This window comes from Pauljensenia sp. UMB9872 (assembly GCF_030212665.1).
GTDB classification, from domain to species: domain Bacteria; phylum Actinomycetota; class Actinomycetes; order Actinomycetales; family Actinomycetaceae; genus Pauljensenia; species Pauljensenia turicensis_B.
Window position 1 is genome coordinate 43,713 of record NZ_JASOER010000001.1, and the last position, 16,959, is coordinate 60,671.

The following is a 16,959-nucleotide window of genomic DNA, read 5'->3' on the forward strand; positions in this document are numbered from 1 at the left end:
GTGGGTAAACGACGTCCTCGCACATGGCCAGAGATTCCAGCTCCGCTGGCGGGTCCGGTCATGGATAATCACACACACCTTCCCGTTCATGAGGGCGAAATTCCGAAAGCTGACGGTGTGAAGCTGTCTCTTGAAGAACAGATTGAGCGTGCTCGATCGGTGAATATCACCCGCCAGATCTCCTCTGCCTGCGAGCTCCCTGACTTCGATCCGATGATTCAGATCGCTCGATCCTTCCACGGCGTCCAGGTTTCGCTGGCGATCCACCCAAACGAAGCCGCTCTTCACGCTGGAGTCCAAGTCCCGTCCCCCGACGGATTAACCCCGATTCAACGCGATCATCACATTCCCCTTGATGAAGCGCTGTCAGAAGTTGAACGACGTTTAAGTGACCCGACGGTCGTCGCAGTCGGAGAGAGTGGGTTGGACTACTTCCGTACCGCAGACGAAGGTAAGCAAGCGCAAAAAGAATCGTTTGCCGCCCACATTCAGATGGCTGAGCGAGCCGGCCTGCCCCTGCAGATCCACGATCGTGACGCTCACGATGACACGGTTTCCGTCCTTGATGACGTGGCGCACGCGGATCAGCTGATTGTCTTCCACTGCTTCTCCGGAGATGGGCAACTGGCAGACATCCTGGCAAAGAATGGCTGGTATGCATCGTTCGCGGGCCCCATTTCGTATCCCGCCAATGATCACCTTCGCCAGGGGCTTCTCCGGATGCCCCGCGAACTTGTTCTTGTCGAAACGGACGCTCCCTATCTGACACCCGTCCCACATCGTGGTTCGCCGAACTCTTCGTACGTGATGGCTCACACCGTCCGATTTATCGCCGATCTTTGGGAAGTCAGTGAAGAAGAGGCCTGCTGTCGATTGATGGAAAACTCGTTCAGAGTCTACGGAAAGTAGAGGTGGGTGCGCCTTTTTGGCGGTTGAGAACGCGCTAGCTTCGTCCCATGAGGCATCAAGATCGGTGATGAACCTCGTCAATTTGTTTCGTGAAGATAGACACGAACTGGCGCACACAGATAACAAAACGGTTACGGTAAGTGTGTTAGTCCGTTATCGGCTCACACGATGCGCGCATCGAGTCACCCGAGCGGAACCTGCAAAGTCTGGAGCCACGTGATCATTTCACACCCGAGCAAACGAACCGTCATCGCTGGCGCGTCCGCGCTTGCCCTTGCAATGGTGGGAATCACCGCGGGCGGAGTTGCCTCCGCTCATCATCAGGTCACCCTCGAACTCGACGGTGTCTCACTGCCGGTCGAAGGTTTCTACACCACTGTTGACGATGTTCTTGAATCCGCAGGTGTGAATATTGGCGAGCACGACCTTGTTGCTCCCGCGACCTCAACTCGCGTCCGCGACGGCGACATGATCGTAGTCCGCATGGCCTCCGCATACGCGGTGAACATTGACGGCGAAGACCTGACCGCATGGTCAACCGCCGACAGCATTGACGGCGTCTTGGACTCCATCAACAGCGCGTCTACGATTACGTTGGCTGCGGATCGTTCCAAGTTGCGTTCTGAAATGCCCGTTGTTACCGACGGTACGCCGATCATTCTTGACGTTGATGGCACACAAACCGAAATCACCGCGTCCGGTAAGGGAGCTGACAAGGTCCTCGCAGACGCCGGTGTCACGCTCGGCGAATTCGATCGTTTCTCTTACATCTTCAGCGAAGGTAAGACCACGCTGAAGGTCACCCGAGTGAGCCGAGAAACCGTCACCGAAACCGAGGAGGTTGCCTACTCGACCGAAGAGCGTGAAGATGACACCCTCTACCAGGGCGAAACTTCGGTCGTTCAGGCCGGTGTGAACGGCTCTATCACCCGCAAGCTGTTCCGCGAAACAGTCGACGGGCAGGTCACCGTGAACCGCGTAATTTCTGAAACCAAGACCGAGGCAACTAACGAGATCGTTGCCAAGGGAACCAAGGAGCGCACCGCTTCAACCGCTACCGCTTCTGCTGGCACTGGAAGCGCATACTCACTGTCTGCTGATTCTTCTGGTGTTTGGACAGCCCTTGCGCAGTGTGAGTCGGGCGGTAACCCGGCAACGAACACGGGAAACGGATACTACGGCCTCTACCAGTTCTCCTTGTCGACCTGGCGGTCAGTTGGTGGTACGGGGCTTCCGTCCGACGCATCCGCTGAAGAACAAACTGCCCGAGCTCAAGCATTGCAGGCGCGTGCAGGCTGGGGCCAGTGGCCGGCGTGCACCCGAGCAATGGGTCTGTACTGACGGGTAGCGGGCCTGTACTGACCGGTAATGTGGGCTGAACTGACAGATTCTGCCTGCTAGCGTCAGTAGAATCCGCGTTGCTGAACAGCATTGATTCTCAACACGCCACAGACGAGCGTTGACTTTCTTAAAATAAGTGGGGTGTAAAGGATCACCTTGCACCTGTTCACCTATGCAGTGCCCCTGGAATCACGTACCGTGGACACCGGTGAACTACTCACATTCCACTCAAGGAGCCACCGACCCCGTGATTTCACGTTCGATGCTTTCTGAAACCGTCCTGCACCCCACTCGTGCTTTCCTGGGCGGATTACACCCAACGCGCAAGGCAGTCGTTGCCACCGCATGGGTGGCGTCTGCGACGATGGCGGTTGTTGCTGCCGGTGGAATAATGTCGTCTCGCGCCGAGCTGACGCTCGAAGTCGATGGGGTTTCTCAGCCGATCACGACGTGGGGTGGAAGCGTCTCGTCCGTTCTGGCGCGCGCGGGTGTCGCGGTTGGCGAACACGATCTGATTCAGCCGTCGTTGAACACGGTTGCTCCCGATGGGGGAACGATCATCGTGCGTACCGCGAAGAAATACAAGCTAACCGTTGATGGGACGCCGACGACGATTTGGTCGACCGCTTCCTCCGTGCAGGCTCTTCTTGCAGGTTCAACGTCCCTCGGTAGCGATGTTGCCGTTGCGGCGGATCGTAGGTCTGTCAGGAAAGACATGACGAAGATTGTCGAGCGTTCACAGAACATCACGATCCAGGCTGACGGCCAGCATACTACGGTCCAGGCCTCTCCTGAACAGCATCCCGATGACATCGTCGCGCAGGCTGGAGTCCAGTTGGCTCCCAATGACCGCCTGAACGTGAGTGCCCAGCCTGATGGATCGATGAAAATTAACGTGGACCGCGTGACTCGCGGATACGTTGATGTGGATGTCCCCGTTGAATTCAGCGAAACCACCCAAGAGTCTGCGGACCTGTTCAAGGGAGAATCGAAGATTACCCAAGCGGGTGTTCAAGGTGTTGCTACTCAGAAGCAATGGCAGGAAAGTGTGAACGGCACGCCCGTTGTTTCCGCCGTGATCAGTGAATCGGTGACAACCGCTCCCACCGCGCAGGTCAGGTCGAATGGTACAAAGGAAGCGACCCCTCAGGCGCTTGCTATCGCCGGAATCGACCCGAAGGCCACGCTGGAGACAACCACGGACAGTGCGGGCAACTCGATCACCGCATACACGGCAAAGCTTGGAACGATCTCTACCGAAGACGAAGTGAACGCTGTTATTGCATCGATTGAAAGCGCGACGGATCGTGCGAAGGCTCGCGCTGCGTCCGCGTACGGTGTCAGCGTCGCTTCCTATGCCGCTGGCGATCCGCGTGGCATTGCCCAGGAACTAGTGGTCAGTTTTGGCTGGGACATCAGTGAATTCCAGTGCCTTGATAAGTTGTGGACTCGCGAATCTCACTGGAACCCCAGAGCAGAGAACGTGAGCTCGGGCGCCTACGGTATCCCGCAGTCGCTTCCCGGCTCGAAGATGGCGTCCGAGGGTGATGACTGGCGAACCAACCCAGAAACTCAGATCAAATGGGGTCTGAAGTACATCAAGGGTCGCTACCAGAACCCGTGTGGTGCATGGGCTCATTCTGAGTCTGTCGGCTGGTACTAATCCTCCGCGTGAATTGTGCGGGCAACGTTCACTGTCATGGCGAGCGCAACCTAGTGCACACTTTCCGCGCCACGGTCCAGCCTGCCTGACCAGTAGAATGACAGGGTGACTCGATCTCGTACCCGCACTCCGAATACTCGCCTGGATCCGACCCTTCCAGAGGGCGCCCAGCCGTCTGAAACCGGCTTGCTTGGCCCGCTTGAAGTGAAAGCGATTGCCGATGCGCTCGGTATTCGCCCGACGAAAGTTTTGGGGCAGAACTTTGTACACGATGCGGGGACGGTTCGTCGCATCGTTCGCGCCGGTGGCGTGGAAGCGGGGGACGAGGTCATTGAGGTTGGCCCCGGCCTTGGTTCGCTGACGCTGGCGATTCTTCAGACCGGTGCGCGCGTGCGGGCGGTCGAGATTGATCCGCCACTGGCTCAAGCTCTTCCGCAGACTGTTGCTGCTCGTATGCCTGAAGCTGCTGATCGTTTGCACGTGGTGAACGCGGATGCGACGAAGATCAACGGTGTTGATGACTTCGGTGTGGATTGGCCGCCTCCGACGAAGCTGGTCGCGAACCTGCCGTATAACGTTGCTGTTCCGGTGCTTCTGGCGATGCTAGAGAGGTTCCCGACGCTGACGGATGTTCTTGTCATGGTCCAGTCTGAGGTCGCTGATCGCTTGGCCGCAGGCCCCGGGTCGCGCACCTATGGCGTGCCGTCGGTGAAGGCCGCGTGGTACGGTCAGGCTGAGCGTGCGGGCACGATCGGTCGCAGTGTTTTCTGGCCGGTTCCGAACGTGGACTCTGCGTTGGTTCGTTTGCGCCGCGATGGAGAGCCTCGTGGCGATGAAGAACTGCGTCACGCAACCTTCGAGGTCTGTGATGTGGCGTTCGGTCAGCGCCGAAAGACTCTACGCGCCGCGTTGAAGACATGGGCGGGTTCGCCCGCTGCCGCCGAAGCGCTGTTGGACGCTGCCGGAGTGGAATCGACTGCCCGCGGTGAAGCACTCGGCATTGAAGAATTCGTGCGCCTTGGTCGCGCGGTTCTCGACCTGCGTGCGTGTGGGGTGCTTGCTGCTCGCGTCGATCCGCGTACAGGCAAGTCCGTGGGTTTTTCCTCAATAGACCAGGCCGCCTCCACTGCAGCCCTTGGCGCTGACCATGGGGCGGAGTCGGTGGGCGCTCAACAGCAGGATTCTGCCGATGCGTGAAGTTACGGCGAGCGCTCCGGGCAAAGTGAATCTGACTCTTCGCGTGGGACACCCCACCGAGGACGGATATCACCCGCTGGTCACGGTCTTTGAAGCGCTCAATATGCGCGAGACAGTCACAGTTCGCACGTCCCGCCGTCTTGGTATTCACGTGACAACAACGGCGTACCTGCCTAACGGCCGGGTTGATGAAGCGACGACTGCTGCAATGGCGGACTTGGATCCCGAAAACCACTTGTGCGTCAAAGCTGCACGTAGCCTGCAAAAACTTGCTGCGATGGGACCGTGGGGACACACGGCTGCCGGCATTGAGATCCACGTGGAAAAGCATGTGCCGATGGCTGGCGGTATGGCTGGTGGGTCCGCGGATGCTGCCGCGACGCTTGTCGCCTGCAATGCACTCTGGGAGTTGGGCCTCAACAGCGATCAGCTTGAGATGATGGGGCGAGCGTTGGGTGCTGACGTTCCCGCATGCCTGACCGGTGGTATCGCGCTGGGAACCGGTCGAGGCGACCGCATGAGTCTGCTTGCCGACGGTTCAGACGAACCGCGTCACCACTGGGCGATCGCCTTGGCACACGGGGGTTTATCAACGCCAGCTGTTTTCCGTCAGCTTGACCAGATGGGCGGGCCTGCAGGCAAGTGGGAGCTTCTTGAAGATCTCAGTGATGAAGCGGGCGCTCTACTGACAGGTTCTGCTGAGCAAGCCGCGCCCTGCCTCGTCAATGATCTGACCGAAGCGGCACTTGAATTGCGCCCCGAACTGGCTAAGACGATTGCTGGCGCGCGTCATGCTGGCGCCCTGGCCGTGGTTCTTTCCGGATCAGGTCCGACAATCGCCGCTCTTGCCACCAGCGCGGAAGACGCCCAGCGCATTGCCGACGAACTTGCCCAGCTCCCGAGCGTCTCCGCAGCGCCCACGACGTGGGGGGCTGCGCGTGGCGCAATGATTGAGCACGAGGACAACGCATAAATGGCTCACCTTCTAGGAACACAATCCTTGGCCGCAATGGCGGGATCGCGCAAACTGCTCAATGACGTCACCGTCAGCCTGTTCGATGGGTCGCGCGTCGGTATTCTTGGCCCGAACGGCGCTGGAAAGTCGACCTTGCTACGCCTGGTGGCCGGGATTCAGGAACCGGACTCTGGGCTTATCACCAAGCGCGACGGTGTCCGCATCGTCGTGTTGGATCAGGTGGATTCGCTCGACCCGCAGATGAGTGTTGTCGACGCCGTCCACCCCGGGCTTGAAGAATACGAGTGGGCCTCGAACCCAGCGATCCGCGACATCCACGCTGGTCTGCTGTCCGACATCGACACGCGCGCACTGATCGGAACACTGTCGGGTGGGCAGAGGCGCCGCGTTGCACTTGCCCGAGTACTCGCCACCGAATCAGACATCGTCTGCTTGGACGAGCCGACGAACCACCTCGATGTTGAAGGCGTCGCATGGCTGGCCCGCCACCTGAACGCGCGCTTCGCAAAGCCCGGCACGAATGGCGCTCTGCTGGTTGTCACGCACGACCGATGGTTCCTCGACACCGTGTGCGAACACATCTGGGAAGTCGTCGCCGGAGTCGACCCGGGTGGCGACCGTCCACAGATCGCTGGCCACGTCGAAATCTACGACGGTTCTTACGCCGCCTATACGCTGGCTCGCGCCGAACGTGTCCGCCAAGCCGATGTGGCTGCCCAAAAGCGCGCGAATCTGCTGACCAAAGAGCTCGCGTGGTTGCGTCGAGGCGCGCCCGCGCGCACATCAAAGCCAAAGTTCCATATTGCTGCCGCAGAAGCCTTGATCGCCGACGTGCCACCACCGCGCGACACCGTTGAACTGGTGAAAATGGCGACCGCGCGCCTAGGCAAAGACGTCCTAGACCTTGAGGATGTTTCGATCGCATTCACGCGCCCGAACGGCGAGGCGAACATCATTTTTGACGGTGTCACCTGGCGCCTCGCGCCCGGCGAACGAGTCGGCATCGTCGGTGTCAACGGCGCAGGAAAGACAACTCTGCTGAACCTTCTGCGCGGAGACATCCAGCCTGACTCCGGTCGCGTCAAGCGCGGTAAAACCGTCGAAGTGGCCACGCTGTCCCAAGACACGCATGAACTGGATGCGCTCGCGGATATGCGAGTCGTCGAAGCTGTCGCCCAGGTTGCGCAGACCTCGATCGTCGACGGGCGCGAGGTTAGTGCCGCGCAGATGACGGAACGCATGGGCTTTACCCGTCAGCGCGCCTACACGCGAATGAGTGAGATTTCGGGTGGCGAACGCCGTCGCCTGCAGCTGATGCGCCTGCTGATGGCTGAACCGAACGTGCTCCTGCTTGACGAACCGACGAACGACCTCGACACCGATACTCTGGCGTCGATGGAAGACCTGCTGGATTCCTTCCCGGGCACGCTCGTTGTTGTTTCGCACGACCGCTACCTGCTGGAGCGCGTCACCGACCACCAGGTCGCACTGCTCGGCGATGGAAAGTTGCGCGCCCTGCCCGGCGGTGTCGAACAGTACCTTGCCATGCGCGAAGAGGCTCTGGGGCTCACGGCTTCCGGCAGTAATGCGCGCTCAGTGTCGGCGAATGTATCCGGGAATTTGGCAGGTAAGTCTGCGGGCAATTCTGCTTCGAATTCCGCGGGGAACGAGGCCGCCCCGACCATCTCTCACGCCGCCGCTCGTAGGACGGCGAAGAAAGACGCCGATCGTATCGAACGTAAACTCGAAAAACTGCGCGCCTCGGAAACAAAACTGTCTGATCGCCTCGCCGATCTGAGCGCCCGTGTTGCCACGGATGCCTCGTTGGTCGACGAACTGACACAGGTGGCAACCGAACATCGCCAGATTCTAGACGAGATCGACGAACTTGAAATAGCGTGGCTGGAAGTGGCGGAACTGTTGGATTAGTTGGGAGCTGGCGGCCAGGACTCAGCTACCGCCAGGACTCAGCCCAGGCGTCGTCAGGACTCAGCCACCGATGAGGACGAAGAGCTCAGTCACCCAGCAGATCGTCGGTGAAGAAACGGCTGGAATCCGCCAATAGTTTGGCCATGAGGGCGCACTGGCGGCCATAGAGGTTCCACACTTCGTCTTCGCCGGTCACAACAAGGTGTTCACCAGCTTCGATTGCGATCTCGCGGTCGTTCATCCACGACGACGAATACTGATCCATCAGCGGAATCATTGTCTGTTCCAGTGCCTCAATAGTGGCCAGCGCAACTTCTGCCTGATCCATCAGCGCGCACGCTTCGTTGTAGCGCTCTTCCATGTGGCGCAGGCGCTCCAGCGCTTCAGATTCTCGGGTCACAGTCATTCCTCAGTTTCGAAGGGAGCCAGTAGAACTGTCAGAAGATCAGCGAGTTTTTCGCGCTCGCCAGATGACAGAGGAGCCAGGATTCTGCGTTCAGAATCGAGTAGGGACGCAAGCGCGGTATCAACTTTCGTCTTGCCCTCCTCGGTCAGTTTCACCTGAACGATGCGACGATCTTCAAGTGTGGAAGAGCGTGTGACCAGGCCTTTTGCCTGTAGGCGGTCAATACGGTTCGTCATCGTGCCACTTGTCACCAAGTGTTCGGCGATCAAATCACCCGGAGTCAGCACATAGGGTTCCCCCGCGCGACGCAGGGACGAAAGAACGTCGAATTCCCACGTTTCTAAGCCGTGGTTGGCGAATGCGGCTCGGCGGGCGCGGTCGAGGTGCTTGGCCAGACGAGTTACTCGCGACAGAACGAACATCGGCGTGGGATCCAGATCTGGGCGCTCGTTCGTCCACGCTTCGACAATGCGAGCGACCTCATCGTGCGCCTCGTAAGCCGGACAGGAAGTGCGATCAGCTGAAGTCATTGCACACAATCCTCCGATCGGACGACCAGCGATGGGCTGGGACGCATATTGCGAATGCCGTTCCAGACTAGGTTCACAACGTGTGCGGCGACCTCGTCCTTCTTCATTCGCCGATCGTCCAACCACCACTGTCCAACCTGCGCAATGAGGCCGACCAGCATCTGCGCGTACAGGGGAGCGAGGTTCGCGTTGATGTCCGTGTGCGAGAACTGCTCGGCCAACAGGTATTCGACGCGCGACGCGACATCGCCGAGCACGGAAGAGAACGAGCCCTGCGTGCGATCGGTGGGTGCGTCGCGAACCAGTACGCGGAAGCCGTCCGTGTGCGATTCGATGTAGTCCAAAAGGGCGAGTGTCGCGTTTTCTAAAAGGATACGAGGCCGGGCGCTGGACTCCAACGACGTGTGAAGCTTCGTCACAAGCGCCTGAACTTCACGGTCCACGATGACCGCATACAGGCCTTCCTTGCCACCGAAGTGCTCATAGACGACCGGCTTCGACACTTTTGCCTTCGATGCGATCTCTTCAACGCTCGAAGCATCAAAGCCTTTTTGAGCGAAAAGTGAGCGTCCAATTTCAACTAGTTGTTCGCGCCGTTCGAACCCGCTCATTCGCGTGCGTTTTTCACTCATACGGTCAGTATGTCATCTGAATCGGGTCGCGCGGAAGGTGTGAGGTGTGGCGCGAACGAGCCTTCTGCACCTGGCCGACGTGGCGAGGCAAGGGGTAAATATGGCAGAATCAAAAGGCGTTTTCCGCCCTGGTGTAACGGCAGCACATGGGTTTTTGGTGCCTTTGGTCCGGGTTCGAGTCCTGGGGGCGGAGCTACAAGTGGGTCGCCGCCACGATTTTGGAAGGTAAATTATGACCGTTCCTGCAGCTGTCATTGTCCTCGCCGCAGGTCAAGGCACTCGTATGAAGTCCTCTCTTCCCAAGGTTGTGCACCCCGTTGCCGGTCGTTCCATGATTGGACATGCCCTGAAAGCAGGCGAAGGCCTGAACCCCGCGCACCTAGTTGCTGTTGTGCGCCACCAGCGTGAGCTTGTCGAAGCTGAAATTAAGCGCGTCAGCCCCACCGCTATCATCGCCGATCAGGATGAAATCCCCGGCACCGGACGAGCCGTTCAATGTGGCCTGGAAGAGCTGGAACGCCAGGTTGGCCAGATCCACGGCATTGTTGTCGTCACCTACGGTGACGTCCCCATGCTGAGTACCGAGACTCTGAAAGACCTTGTCGATGCCCATGTCGAACAGGCAAATGTCGTCACCGTCCTGACCTCGCGCGTCGATGATCCCACGGGCTACGGTCGCATTATTCGCGATGCCGGCGGTCGCGTGACCGCCATCGTCGAGCAGCGTGACGCCACCGAAGAACAGGCCCTCATCAACGAAATCAACGCTGGTATCTACGCATTCGACGCTGACTACCTGCGCGAATCCCTCGCCAACGTAGGAACCAACAACGACCAGGGCGAGGTCTACCTGACCGACGTCCTCGCGGCGGCCACCCCCGCTGGAAAGCGCGCGGGCGCCATGGAACTTCTCGATGAATGGCAAGCACAGGGGTGCAATGACCGCGTCCAGCTTGCAGAACTCGGCGCTGAGTTCAACCGACGCATCTGCGAAAAGCACATGCGCGAAGGCGTTTCCATCATCGACCCCGATTCCACGTGGATCGGCGTTGATGTCGAGATCGGAAACGACACAACAATCTGGCCAGGAACCGTGTTGCGTGGTGCGACGGTGATCGGATCCGAGTGTGAGATCGGTCCCTCAGTGACCCTCGATACCGCGATTGTCGGGAATCGTGCGGTTATCCACAACGCATGCGTGTTCAACGTATCGGTTGCACCCGATACGATGGTTACACCATTCAGCGTCATCGGACAGTCCAGTCGGGACTGACCGATCCGGGTTCTTTAAGCAAGGGGAGGAACGCCGCATGAGCGGATTGGTCACCAGTGGAGAGAAGAGCCTCGTCCTCGTTTCGGGTCGAGCGCACTTGGAACTTGCCGAAGAGGTCGGCAAAGAAATCGGGTGCGGGCTTTCGCAAGTGACCGCCTACGATTTTGCGAGCGGCGAAATCTACGTCCGCTTCAATGAATCCGTTCGTGGCGCAGACGTCTTTGTCCTTCAGTCACACACAGGCGATATCAACAAGTGGCTGATGGAACAGCTCATCATGATTGACGCTGCCAAGCGTGCCTCAGCAAAGCGCATTACCGCTGTCTCGCCGTTCTACCCCTACTCGCGGCAGGACAAGAAGCACCAGGGTCGTGAACCGATCTCGGCTCGCCTGGTCTCTGACCTGTACAAGACCGCCGGCGCTGACCGCGTCATGAGCGTTGACCTGCACGCCTCGCAGGAACAGGGCTTTTTCGACGGGCCGGTCGACCACCTCTTCGCAATGCCGGTTTTGGTTGACTACGTCCGTTCGCGCCTCGACCTTTCCAACACCGTCATGGTGTCCCCAGACGCTGGCCGTATTCGCGTCGCCGAAAAGTGGTCTTCGAAGCTCGGCGGTTGCCCGCTGGCATTTGTCCACAAGACCCGCGATACCACCCGCCCGAACGTTGCCATCGCCAACCGTGTCGTCGGTGAAGTTGCAGGCAAGGAATGTGTTCTGGTCGACGATATGATCGACACTGCTGGCACGATCACCGAGGCCGTCAAGGTCCTCAACAACGCAGGCGCCAAGAAGGTTGTCATCGCCGCAACGCACGGCATCCTCTCTGATCCGGCAACTCGTCGCCTCTCTGAATGTGGAGCAACCGAGGTCGTCGTCACCGACACCCTGCCGATTCCGCCCGAGAAGCGCTTCCCGACTCTGACCATTCTGTCGATCGCACCGCTGTTGGCACGCGCCATCCGCGAGGTCTTTGACGACGGATCGGTCACATCACTGTTCGACTGACTCGCTTTTCACCGCCCTCGTCGGGTACTCTGATTGAGTTGCTCCGGCGAGGGCGGTTTCTCTATTCCGCCGTTATCGACAGGGCCTTTCGGATCTTTACCGGTCGCCTGGGTTCTTCGACGCTTGAGCGTGAAACATTAATACTCAGGAGGACATTTCTTATGAGCGATAACCCGATCCTTGTCGCCACCACCCGCACCGAGTTCGGTAAGGGCGCCGCGCGTCGTGCTCGCCGTGCGCAGATGGTTCCGGGCGTTGTTTACGGCCACGGCGAAACCACCCACCTTGACCTTCCCGGACACGACCTGTTCCTGATCGTTCGTGGTAACAAGAACGCTCTTGTTGAGCTTAAAATCGACGGTACGTCGCAGCTCGCACTTGTCAAGGACGTTCAGCGTCACCCGGTCAAGCGCAACCTGCTCCACGTTGACTTCCTGGCCGTCAAGGCTGGCGAAAAGGTTGACGTCGAGGTCGCAATCGTCGTCGTCGGCGAAGCAGTCCCCGGCACCACCCACAATGTCGAAGAGCACACCGTGACCGTCAAGGCTCCGGCAACCGACATCCCCGAGTCTATCGAGGTTGACGTGACCGGCCTCGAAGCTGGCACCGTTGTCCGCGTCTCCGACCTAGTTCTGCCGGCCAACGTTGAGTGCGAACTCGACGCCGAGCAGGATGTCGTCATTATCTCCGAGCTCGCTGCAGAACCTGAAGAAGAAGCTCCGGCAGAAGCTGAAGAAGAAGGCGACGCTGAGTGAACTAGCGCGTAGCGTTTTCTTTCAAGGCGGGCGGGTCGTATGTGCGGCTCGCCCGCCTTGCTGTGTCCAGGGGAACATGGAGCGGATCGTTGCCGGGGTAAGCAGTGGCCCCAGAAGGCGGGTGTCTAGTTTTATCGTGTGAGGCGACGTTCTTGGGGCTGTTTTTGTCGCCTCGCCCGCCTTCAACGTCTGCGTAGACTATGAAGCGAGGGCACACTCCCACTGCGAGTGATTGAGTGCGAGCTACAGCCTGAAAGAATCGTGAAACTAAATCCTGCGAGTCGAAGCGAGAACACGAGTGAGTGAAACATCCGGGCCATGTCCGGCGGTGGGTGGTGTGAAGATCCCGGCCTCGTACCCCAAGCAGGCTGATCCAACGACGTGTGGGATTGCGACGCTTGCTGTGCTTGCTGCCCGTGCGAACGCGGATCCCGTGTACTTGTCTTTGCCACCTGATAAGCGTGAGCGCGCGCAAATTCATCTGCATCGTGTTGCGTCGCGCGTGGGTGTGCCGTGGCCTCAGGCGCTGGGTACGTCGCCGTGGGCGCTGGCGAAGTTGGCTTCGAAAGCGACGGGGGAGCGCCACCGTATTGTTGTGCGCGGGAAGCACCTTCGTGTGGCTGTCGATTCCGCTCTTTGCCGAGGCCGGGATGTCTTGGTTTTCACCGGTGGCGGGGATACGCCCGGGTCGGCGTGGATCCCACGGCATGTGGTGCTTTTGCTTGCGGGTGGCACGGATAGGGGAATGTACGCGGTGTTTGAGCCTTCAAGTGGCACGGTGTTCCGCGTGAATGCGGACGATTTCTACGCCGGAGCCCCAAGCGCTCGCGCCTCGATGGGGCACTGGAAGAACGTACTCTGCGCGGTTGCGCCGACTGAGTAAACAGAGTGTGGGTTGTACTAAACGGAGTGCGGGTTGTATCAGGCACATGCGAGACCGAGAAGCTTTGCCCTTTTAGAAAGTTGGGAGCGCGTCTGAGAGAAGGCGGCCTCGTGACACATACTTTTCCGTGAGTAACGCGAAAGTGGTAGCGGCTGCCAGGCCGTCGGCGTCACGCACCATCGCCGGATCCAAACAATAGCCGAAAGCTTCATCGCACCCGAACACGATGCCTGGCGTGCGCGCAACGTGCGACATCGAATCGGCACTACGAGCCACGCTCACGTGGAAACGCGTAGCAACACGCTCAAGCGCATCCGAACACGACTCGGCGGCAACCAGCACGGCGTCGGAATCCATCGCGTGGCGTCGCGCGACTTCGGATGCCAACAGGTAGGCGACCATATCGTTGTCGAGGTACTCCCAGTGCGGATTATCCCCACCAAAAGGGAGTCCAACGCGCAGGCGACGGCCATTATCAAAAGTAATAACAACCAGGTCAGCGCCATTCTGGGACGCATGGTCAAGAACTCGTTGAGCGGCAACGTCGTCGACGCCAGCGTTCGGCGCACCAATAACGTCAACATCACGAAAACCGATGCGTTCGCAGATCGTGGTTGTCAGCAATCGAGTAGTTGCGTATTCGGGTGCGTACACAATCTTCGATTGCTTCTCAGTCGCGGGCTTACCTAGAACGACTCGATCCACGTACGCGTCCACCATGCCTTGGCCGATGAATTCCCAACCGGATTCGGCGCGTGGAATGTCGGGCATAGCAGGGGCAGATGCGGTGAACGTATCGATTGCGGTGCGTTCTTCAGCAGTGACCAAGACGCCTTCAGCTTCGCGTGAGGTTGCGCGTCCACCGAGTGCAAACTCCACGCGCGGAATACCGTCCGTGCGCGGGGAAGAAGCTGGGCGCAAAATGATCGCCGCGTCAGAGAGCAACATTCGTAGGCTGAAGGCTCCAATGGGGGAAGGAAGCGCGCGAGGAATCATCAGTGCGTGCCCGCCGGCTGCCTCAATGATGCGGGCAACGTCGGTCAGGTTCTGCGTTTCTGCGCCATCTTCGCTTTGGGGCGCGTGGTCGTAGCCGACGACCACGCGGAAACGTTCGCCGATTTTCTGTTCCAGGTATGCGGCAATCCCCCAAGCACTACGTGCAAATACCTCGATGTCGTTCATGGGTTTAAGGCTAATATCTGCGCAGGTCATAGGGATATTTTTTGTTAAGAATTGGTCGACGCCACACAATGAAACCTCTAGGGGTTTCATCGCGTCGGGAAAGAAGGGGCGGGAGGTCGGCGTTAACCGTTCTAAGAAAACAACGAATGTGTGGGCATGTGAGGCTGAAGTGGGGACAACCACGTATCCTCAAAGCAGGTGCCGTCTTCGCCGTTGTGAAATGTGCGATGTCGGTGGTGAAGAACACGTTGAGAGGCACTGAGAGGCGACAACCGTGACGCATTTGCGAACAGATGACGTGGTGGACCTGACCTGCGACCTCATCGATATTCCGTCGGTCAGCGGCGACGAAAAGGCGATCGCGGATGCGATTGAAGAGGCGTTACGCGGCGCCTCGCATCTGGAAGTCCTGCGTGATGGAGATGCGATTGTGGCGCGGACGAACCTGGGGCGTTCTCAGCGAGTGATTATCGCCGGACACATTGACACGGTGCCGATTTCCGGGAATGTGCCACACGTCCGCGAAGAAACAGATGGGGTTGAGAGGGTTCGAGGCCGGGGGGCTGTTGACATGCTCGGCGGTGTGGCCGGAGCCCTGTATGCTGCGCTGAAGCTGAATGAACCGAAACATGATGTGACATGGGTTTTCTACGATCATGAGGAAGTTGCGGCTCCCTTGAATGGGCTGGGGCGCGTCTATCGCAATCATCCCGATTGGATTGATGGTCAGTTCGCGATCCTCGGTGAACCCACGAATGCTCAGATTGAGGGTGGTTGCAATGGAACGGTTCGTGTGATTGCGACGGTCTCGGGTGTTGCTGCGCACTCGGCTAGGGCGTGGCGAGGCGATAATGCCATCCACAAGGTAGCGCCAATCATCGAAAAGATCGCCATGTTCGGCAATCCGGTGGTGAATGTTGACGGGTTGGACTTTAGAGAATCCCTGTCCGTCACCCGAATTGACGGTGGTATCGCAAACAACGTCATTCCCGATTCGGTGCGTTTGACCGTGAATTATCGTTTTGCTCCATCGAAGTCGCCGGCGGACGCGATCGCTCACATCGAGTCCTACTTTGATGGGGTCGATGCACTCTTTGAAATTGACGACGAATCAGAAGGTGCTCGCCCCGGTGCGGACTCTGTTTTAGCGCAGGAATTCATCGAAACAGCACGTCGAGTCATGGCACCAGAAGGCGAAGACCTCAGCGTGAGCGCGAAGGTTGGGTGGACCGATGTTGCTCGCTTTTCTGCTCTTGGGATCCCCGCGATCAATTGTGGTCCGGGTGATCCGCTTCAAGCTCATACTCAAGATGAAGCAGTTCCGGTCTCCCAGCTCCGCCACTACGCGAAGATACTGATTGATTATATTGGGGCGGCCTCGTCGATCAGCGAAGAACGAAACTAGAATCGAAGGACGTGGCCACCTACCGCCACTATTTCAAGGAGAAAATATGAGCGAAACTGTACGTCACTCATACCAGCGTGGCCCGGTTGTCCTGCGCGGTAAAGCAATCCCGAAAGAAACATCGGACGCGAGGCTCTTGCAGGCGCAGGAGACCTCGGATTGGCTTCACGCAGACCCCTGGAGAGTATTGCGAATCCAAGCTGAGTTCGTTGAAGGCTTCGGTGCCCTCTCTGAAGTTGGGCCCGCGATCTCGGTCTTCGGTTCGGCTCGCACTCCGGAGAACGACCCCTACTGGACGGCCGCCTACGAAATCGGGCGCATGCTTGCCGAGCGCGGAATAGGTGTCATCACCGGTGGGGGTCCGGGTGCGATGGAGGCAGCGAATAAAGGCGCGTGGGATGCCGGTGGAACGTCTATTGGTCTTGGCATTGAACTGCCACACGAGCAGGCGCTCAATCCATGGATCACAGTGGGTATTAACTTCCGCTACTTCTTTGCGCGTAAGACGATGTTCGTGAAGTATTCGCAGGGCTTCATCGTCATGCCTGGCGGTTTTGGCACCATGGACGAATTATTCGAAGCAATGACCCTAGTCCAGACTCGCAAGGTTGGTTCCTTCCCGATTGTCCTGGTCGGTACCGAATACTGGTCAGGGCTGATCGCCTGGATCCGCGAAAAGATGATTGGAGAGGGAACCATTTCCCCCGAAGATATTGATCTTGTGAAGATTGTTGACGATCCTGCCGAAGTAGTTCGTATCGCCTGCGGAGGATGATGAGTCTCTTTCCTCGCGAACTTGTGGTGATTACAGGTAAAATAGGGGCGTTACCGTAACGCGACCGCGTTCGCGGACAGTAGGAACAAGGAGC

At 58.7% G+C, this 16,959-nt stretch carries 16 protein-coding genes and 1 tRNA gene; 13 read left to right on the forward strand and 4 right to left on the reverse strand.

Features of this window, described 5'->3' with window-relative positions:
* The 6 genes from QP109_RS00200 (at nt 1) to QP109_RS00225 (ending at nt 8,015) form a co-directional block, all read left to right on the forward strand.
* Nucleotides 1-909, forward strand: coding sequence for a TatD family hydrolase (locus tag QP109_RS00200; RefSeq protein ID WP_101627997.1), 909 nt, complete (start codon nt 1-3; stop codon nt 907-909).
* Between the two features lie 216 nt (nt 910-1,125).
* Nucleotides 1,126-2,250 (forward strand): resuscitation-promoting factor, encoded by a 1,125-nt coding sequence (locus QP109_RS00205; protein WP_350224198.1) that lies wholly within the window; start codon nt 1,126-1,128, stop codon nt 2,248-2,250.
* 247 nt (nt 2,251-2,497) lie between these two features.
* Nucleotides 2,498-3,913: an aggregation-promoting factor C-terminal-like domain-containing protein gene (locus QP109_RS00210; RefSeq protein ID WP_285022563.1), complete on the forward strand. Its 1,416-nt coding sequence runs from the start codon at nt 2,498-2,500 to the stop codon at nt 3,911-3,913.
* A gap of 105 nt (nt 3,914-4,018) precedes the next feature.
* On the forward strand, nt 4,019-5,110 hold the full coding sequence (gene rsmA, locus QP109_RS00215) for a 16S rRNA (adenine(1518)-N(6)/adenine(1519)-N(6))-dimethyltransferase RsmA (RefSeq protein WP_285022564.1): 1,092 nt from the start codon (nt 4,019-4,021) through the stop codon (nt 5,108-5,110).
* On the forward strand, nt 5,103-6,083 hold the full coding sequence (locus QP109_RS00220) for a 4-(cytidine 5'-diphospho)-2-C-methyl-D-erythritol kinase (RefSeq protein WP_285022565.1): 981 nt from the start codon (nt 5,103-5,105) through the stop codon (nt 6,081-6,083). Before rsmA ends, QP109_RS00220 begins: the two co-directional genes overlap by 8 nt.
* Complete coding sequence (locus tag QP109_RS00225) at nt 6,084-8,015, forward strand: ABC-F family ATP-binding cassette domain-containing protein (RefSeq protein ID WP_285022566.1); 1,932 nt, start codon at nt 6,084-6,086, stop codon at nt 8,013-8,015. It abuts the gene before it with no gap.
* A gap of 85 nt (nt 8,016-8,100) precedes the next feature.
* Here QP109_RS00225 and QP109_RS00230 read toward each other — a convergent pair whose 3' ends face one another.
* From QP109_RS00230 to QP109_RS00240, 3 genes are read right to left on the reverse strand one after another with little or no spacing between them, the layout of a single operon-like run.
* Nucleotides 8,101-8,415, reverse strand: coding sequence for a DUF4298 domain-containing protein (locus tag QP109_RS00230; protein ID WP_285022567.1), 315 nt, complete (start codon nt 8,413-8,415; stop codon nt 8,101-8,103).
* 2 nt (nt 8,416-8,417) lie between these two features.
* A complete protein-coding gene (locus QP109_RS00235; protein ID WP_285022568.1) occupies nt 8,418-8,951 on the reverse strand; it encodes a MarR family winged helix-turn-helix transcriptional regulator in 534 nt (177 codons plus the stop codon).
* The gene (locus QP109_RS00240; RefSeq protein WP_270771555.1) at nt 8,948-9,583 is read right to left on the reverse strand and encodes a TetR/AcrR family transcriptional regulator; all 636 of its coding nucleotides are present in this window, start codon (nt 9,581-9,583) and stop codon (nt 8,948-8,950) included. The genes QP109_RS00235 and QP109_RS00240 overlap by 4 nt, the downstream gene beginning before the upstream one ends.
* Before the next feature lie 122 nt (nt 9,584-9,705).
* Here QP109_RS00240 and QP109_RS00245 point away from each other — a divergent pair.
* From QP109_RS00245 to QP109_RS00265, 5 genes are all read left to right on the forward strand, one after another.
* Nucleotides 9,706-9,776: transfer RNA gene (locus QP109_RS00245), tRNA-Gln, on the forward strand.
* A 39-nt stretch (nt 9,777-9,815) separates the two neighbouring features.
* Nucleotides 9,816-10,856, forward strand: coding sequence for a bifunctional UDP-N-acetylglucosamine diphosphorylase/glucosamine-1-phosphate N-acetyltransferase GlmU (locus QP109_RS00250; protein ID WP_285022569.1), 1,041 nt, complete (start codon nt 9,816-9,818; stop codon nt 10,854-10,856).
* 37 nt (nt 10,857-10,893) lie between these two features.
* Nucleotides 10,894-11,865: a ribose-phosphate diphosphokinase gene (locus QP109_RS00255; protein WP_101627987.1), complete on the forward strand. Its 972-nt coding sequence runs from the start codon at nt 10,894-10,896 to the stop codon at nt 11,863-11,865.
* A gap of 161 nt (nt 11,866-12,026) precedes the next feature.
* Nucleotides 12,027-12,620, forward strand: coding sequence for a 50S ribosomal protein L25/general stress protein Ctc (locus QP109_RS00260; protein WP_285022571.1), 594 nt, complete (start codon nt 12,027-12,029; stop codon nt 12,618-12,620).
* Between the two features lie 298 nt (nt 12,621-12,918).
* Nucleotides 12,919-13,503, forward strand: a complete 585-nt coding sequence (locus QP109_RS00265; protein ID WP_133122002.1) for a hypothetical protein — start codon at nt 12,919-12,921, stop codon at nt 13,501-13,503.
* Nucleotides 13,504-13,575: 72 nt separating this feature from the next.
* On the opposite strand, the gene QP109_RS00270 is transcribed toward QP109_RS00265, so the two are convergent.
* Complete coding sequence (locus QP109_RS00270) at nt 13,576-14,685, reverse strand: phosphohexomutase domain-containing protein (protein ID WP_285022572.1); 1,110 nt, start codon at nt 14,683-14,685, stop codon at nt 13,576-13,578.
* A 274-nt stretch (nt 14,686-14,959) separates the two neighbouring features.
* Here QP109_RS00270 and dapE point away from each other — a divergent pair, with 274 nt between their 5' ends.
* Together dapE and QP109_RS00280 are read left to right on the forward strand one after the other, a co-directional pair.
* Nucleotides 14,960-16,090 (forward strand): succinyl-diaminopimelate desuccinylase, encoded by a 1,131-nt coding sequence (gene dapE, locus QP109_RS00275; protein ID WP_285022573.1) that lies wholly within the window; start codon nt 14,960-14,962, stop codon nt 16,088-16,090.
* Between the two features lie 46 nt (nt 16,091-16,136).
* Nucleotides 16,137-16,865 (forward strand): LOG family protein, encoded by a 729-nt coding sequence (locus QP109_RS00280; RefSeq protein WP_285022574.1) that lies wholly within the window; start codon nt 16,137-16,139, stop codon nt 16,863-16,865.
* Nucleotides 16,866-16,959 lie beyond the last annotated feature (94 nt).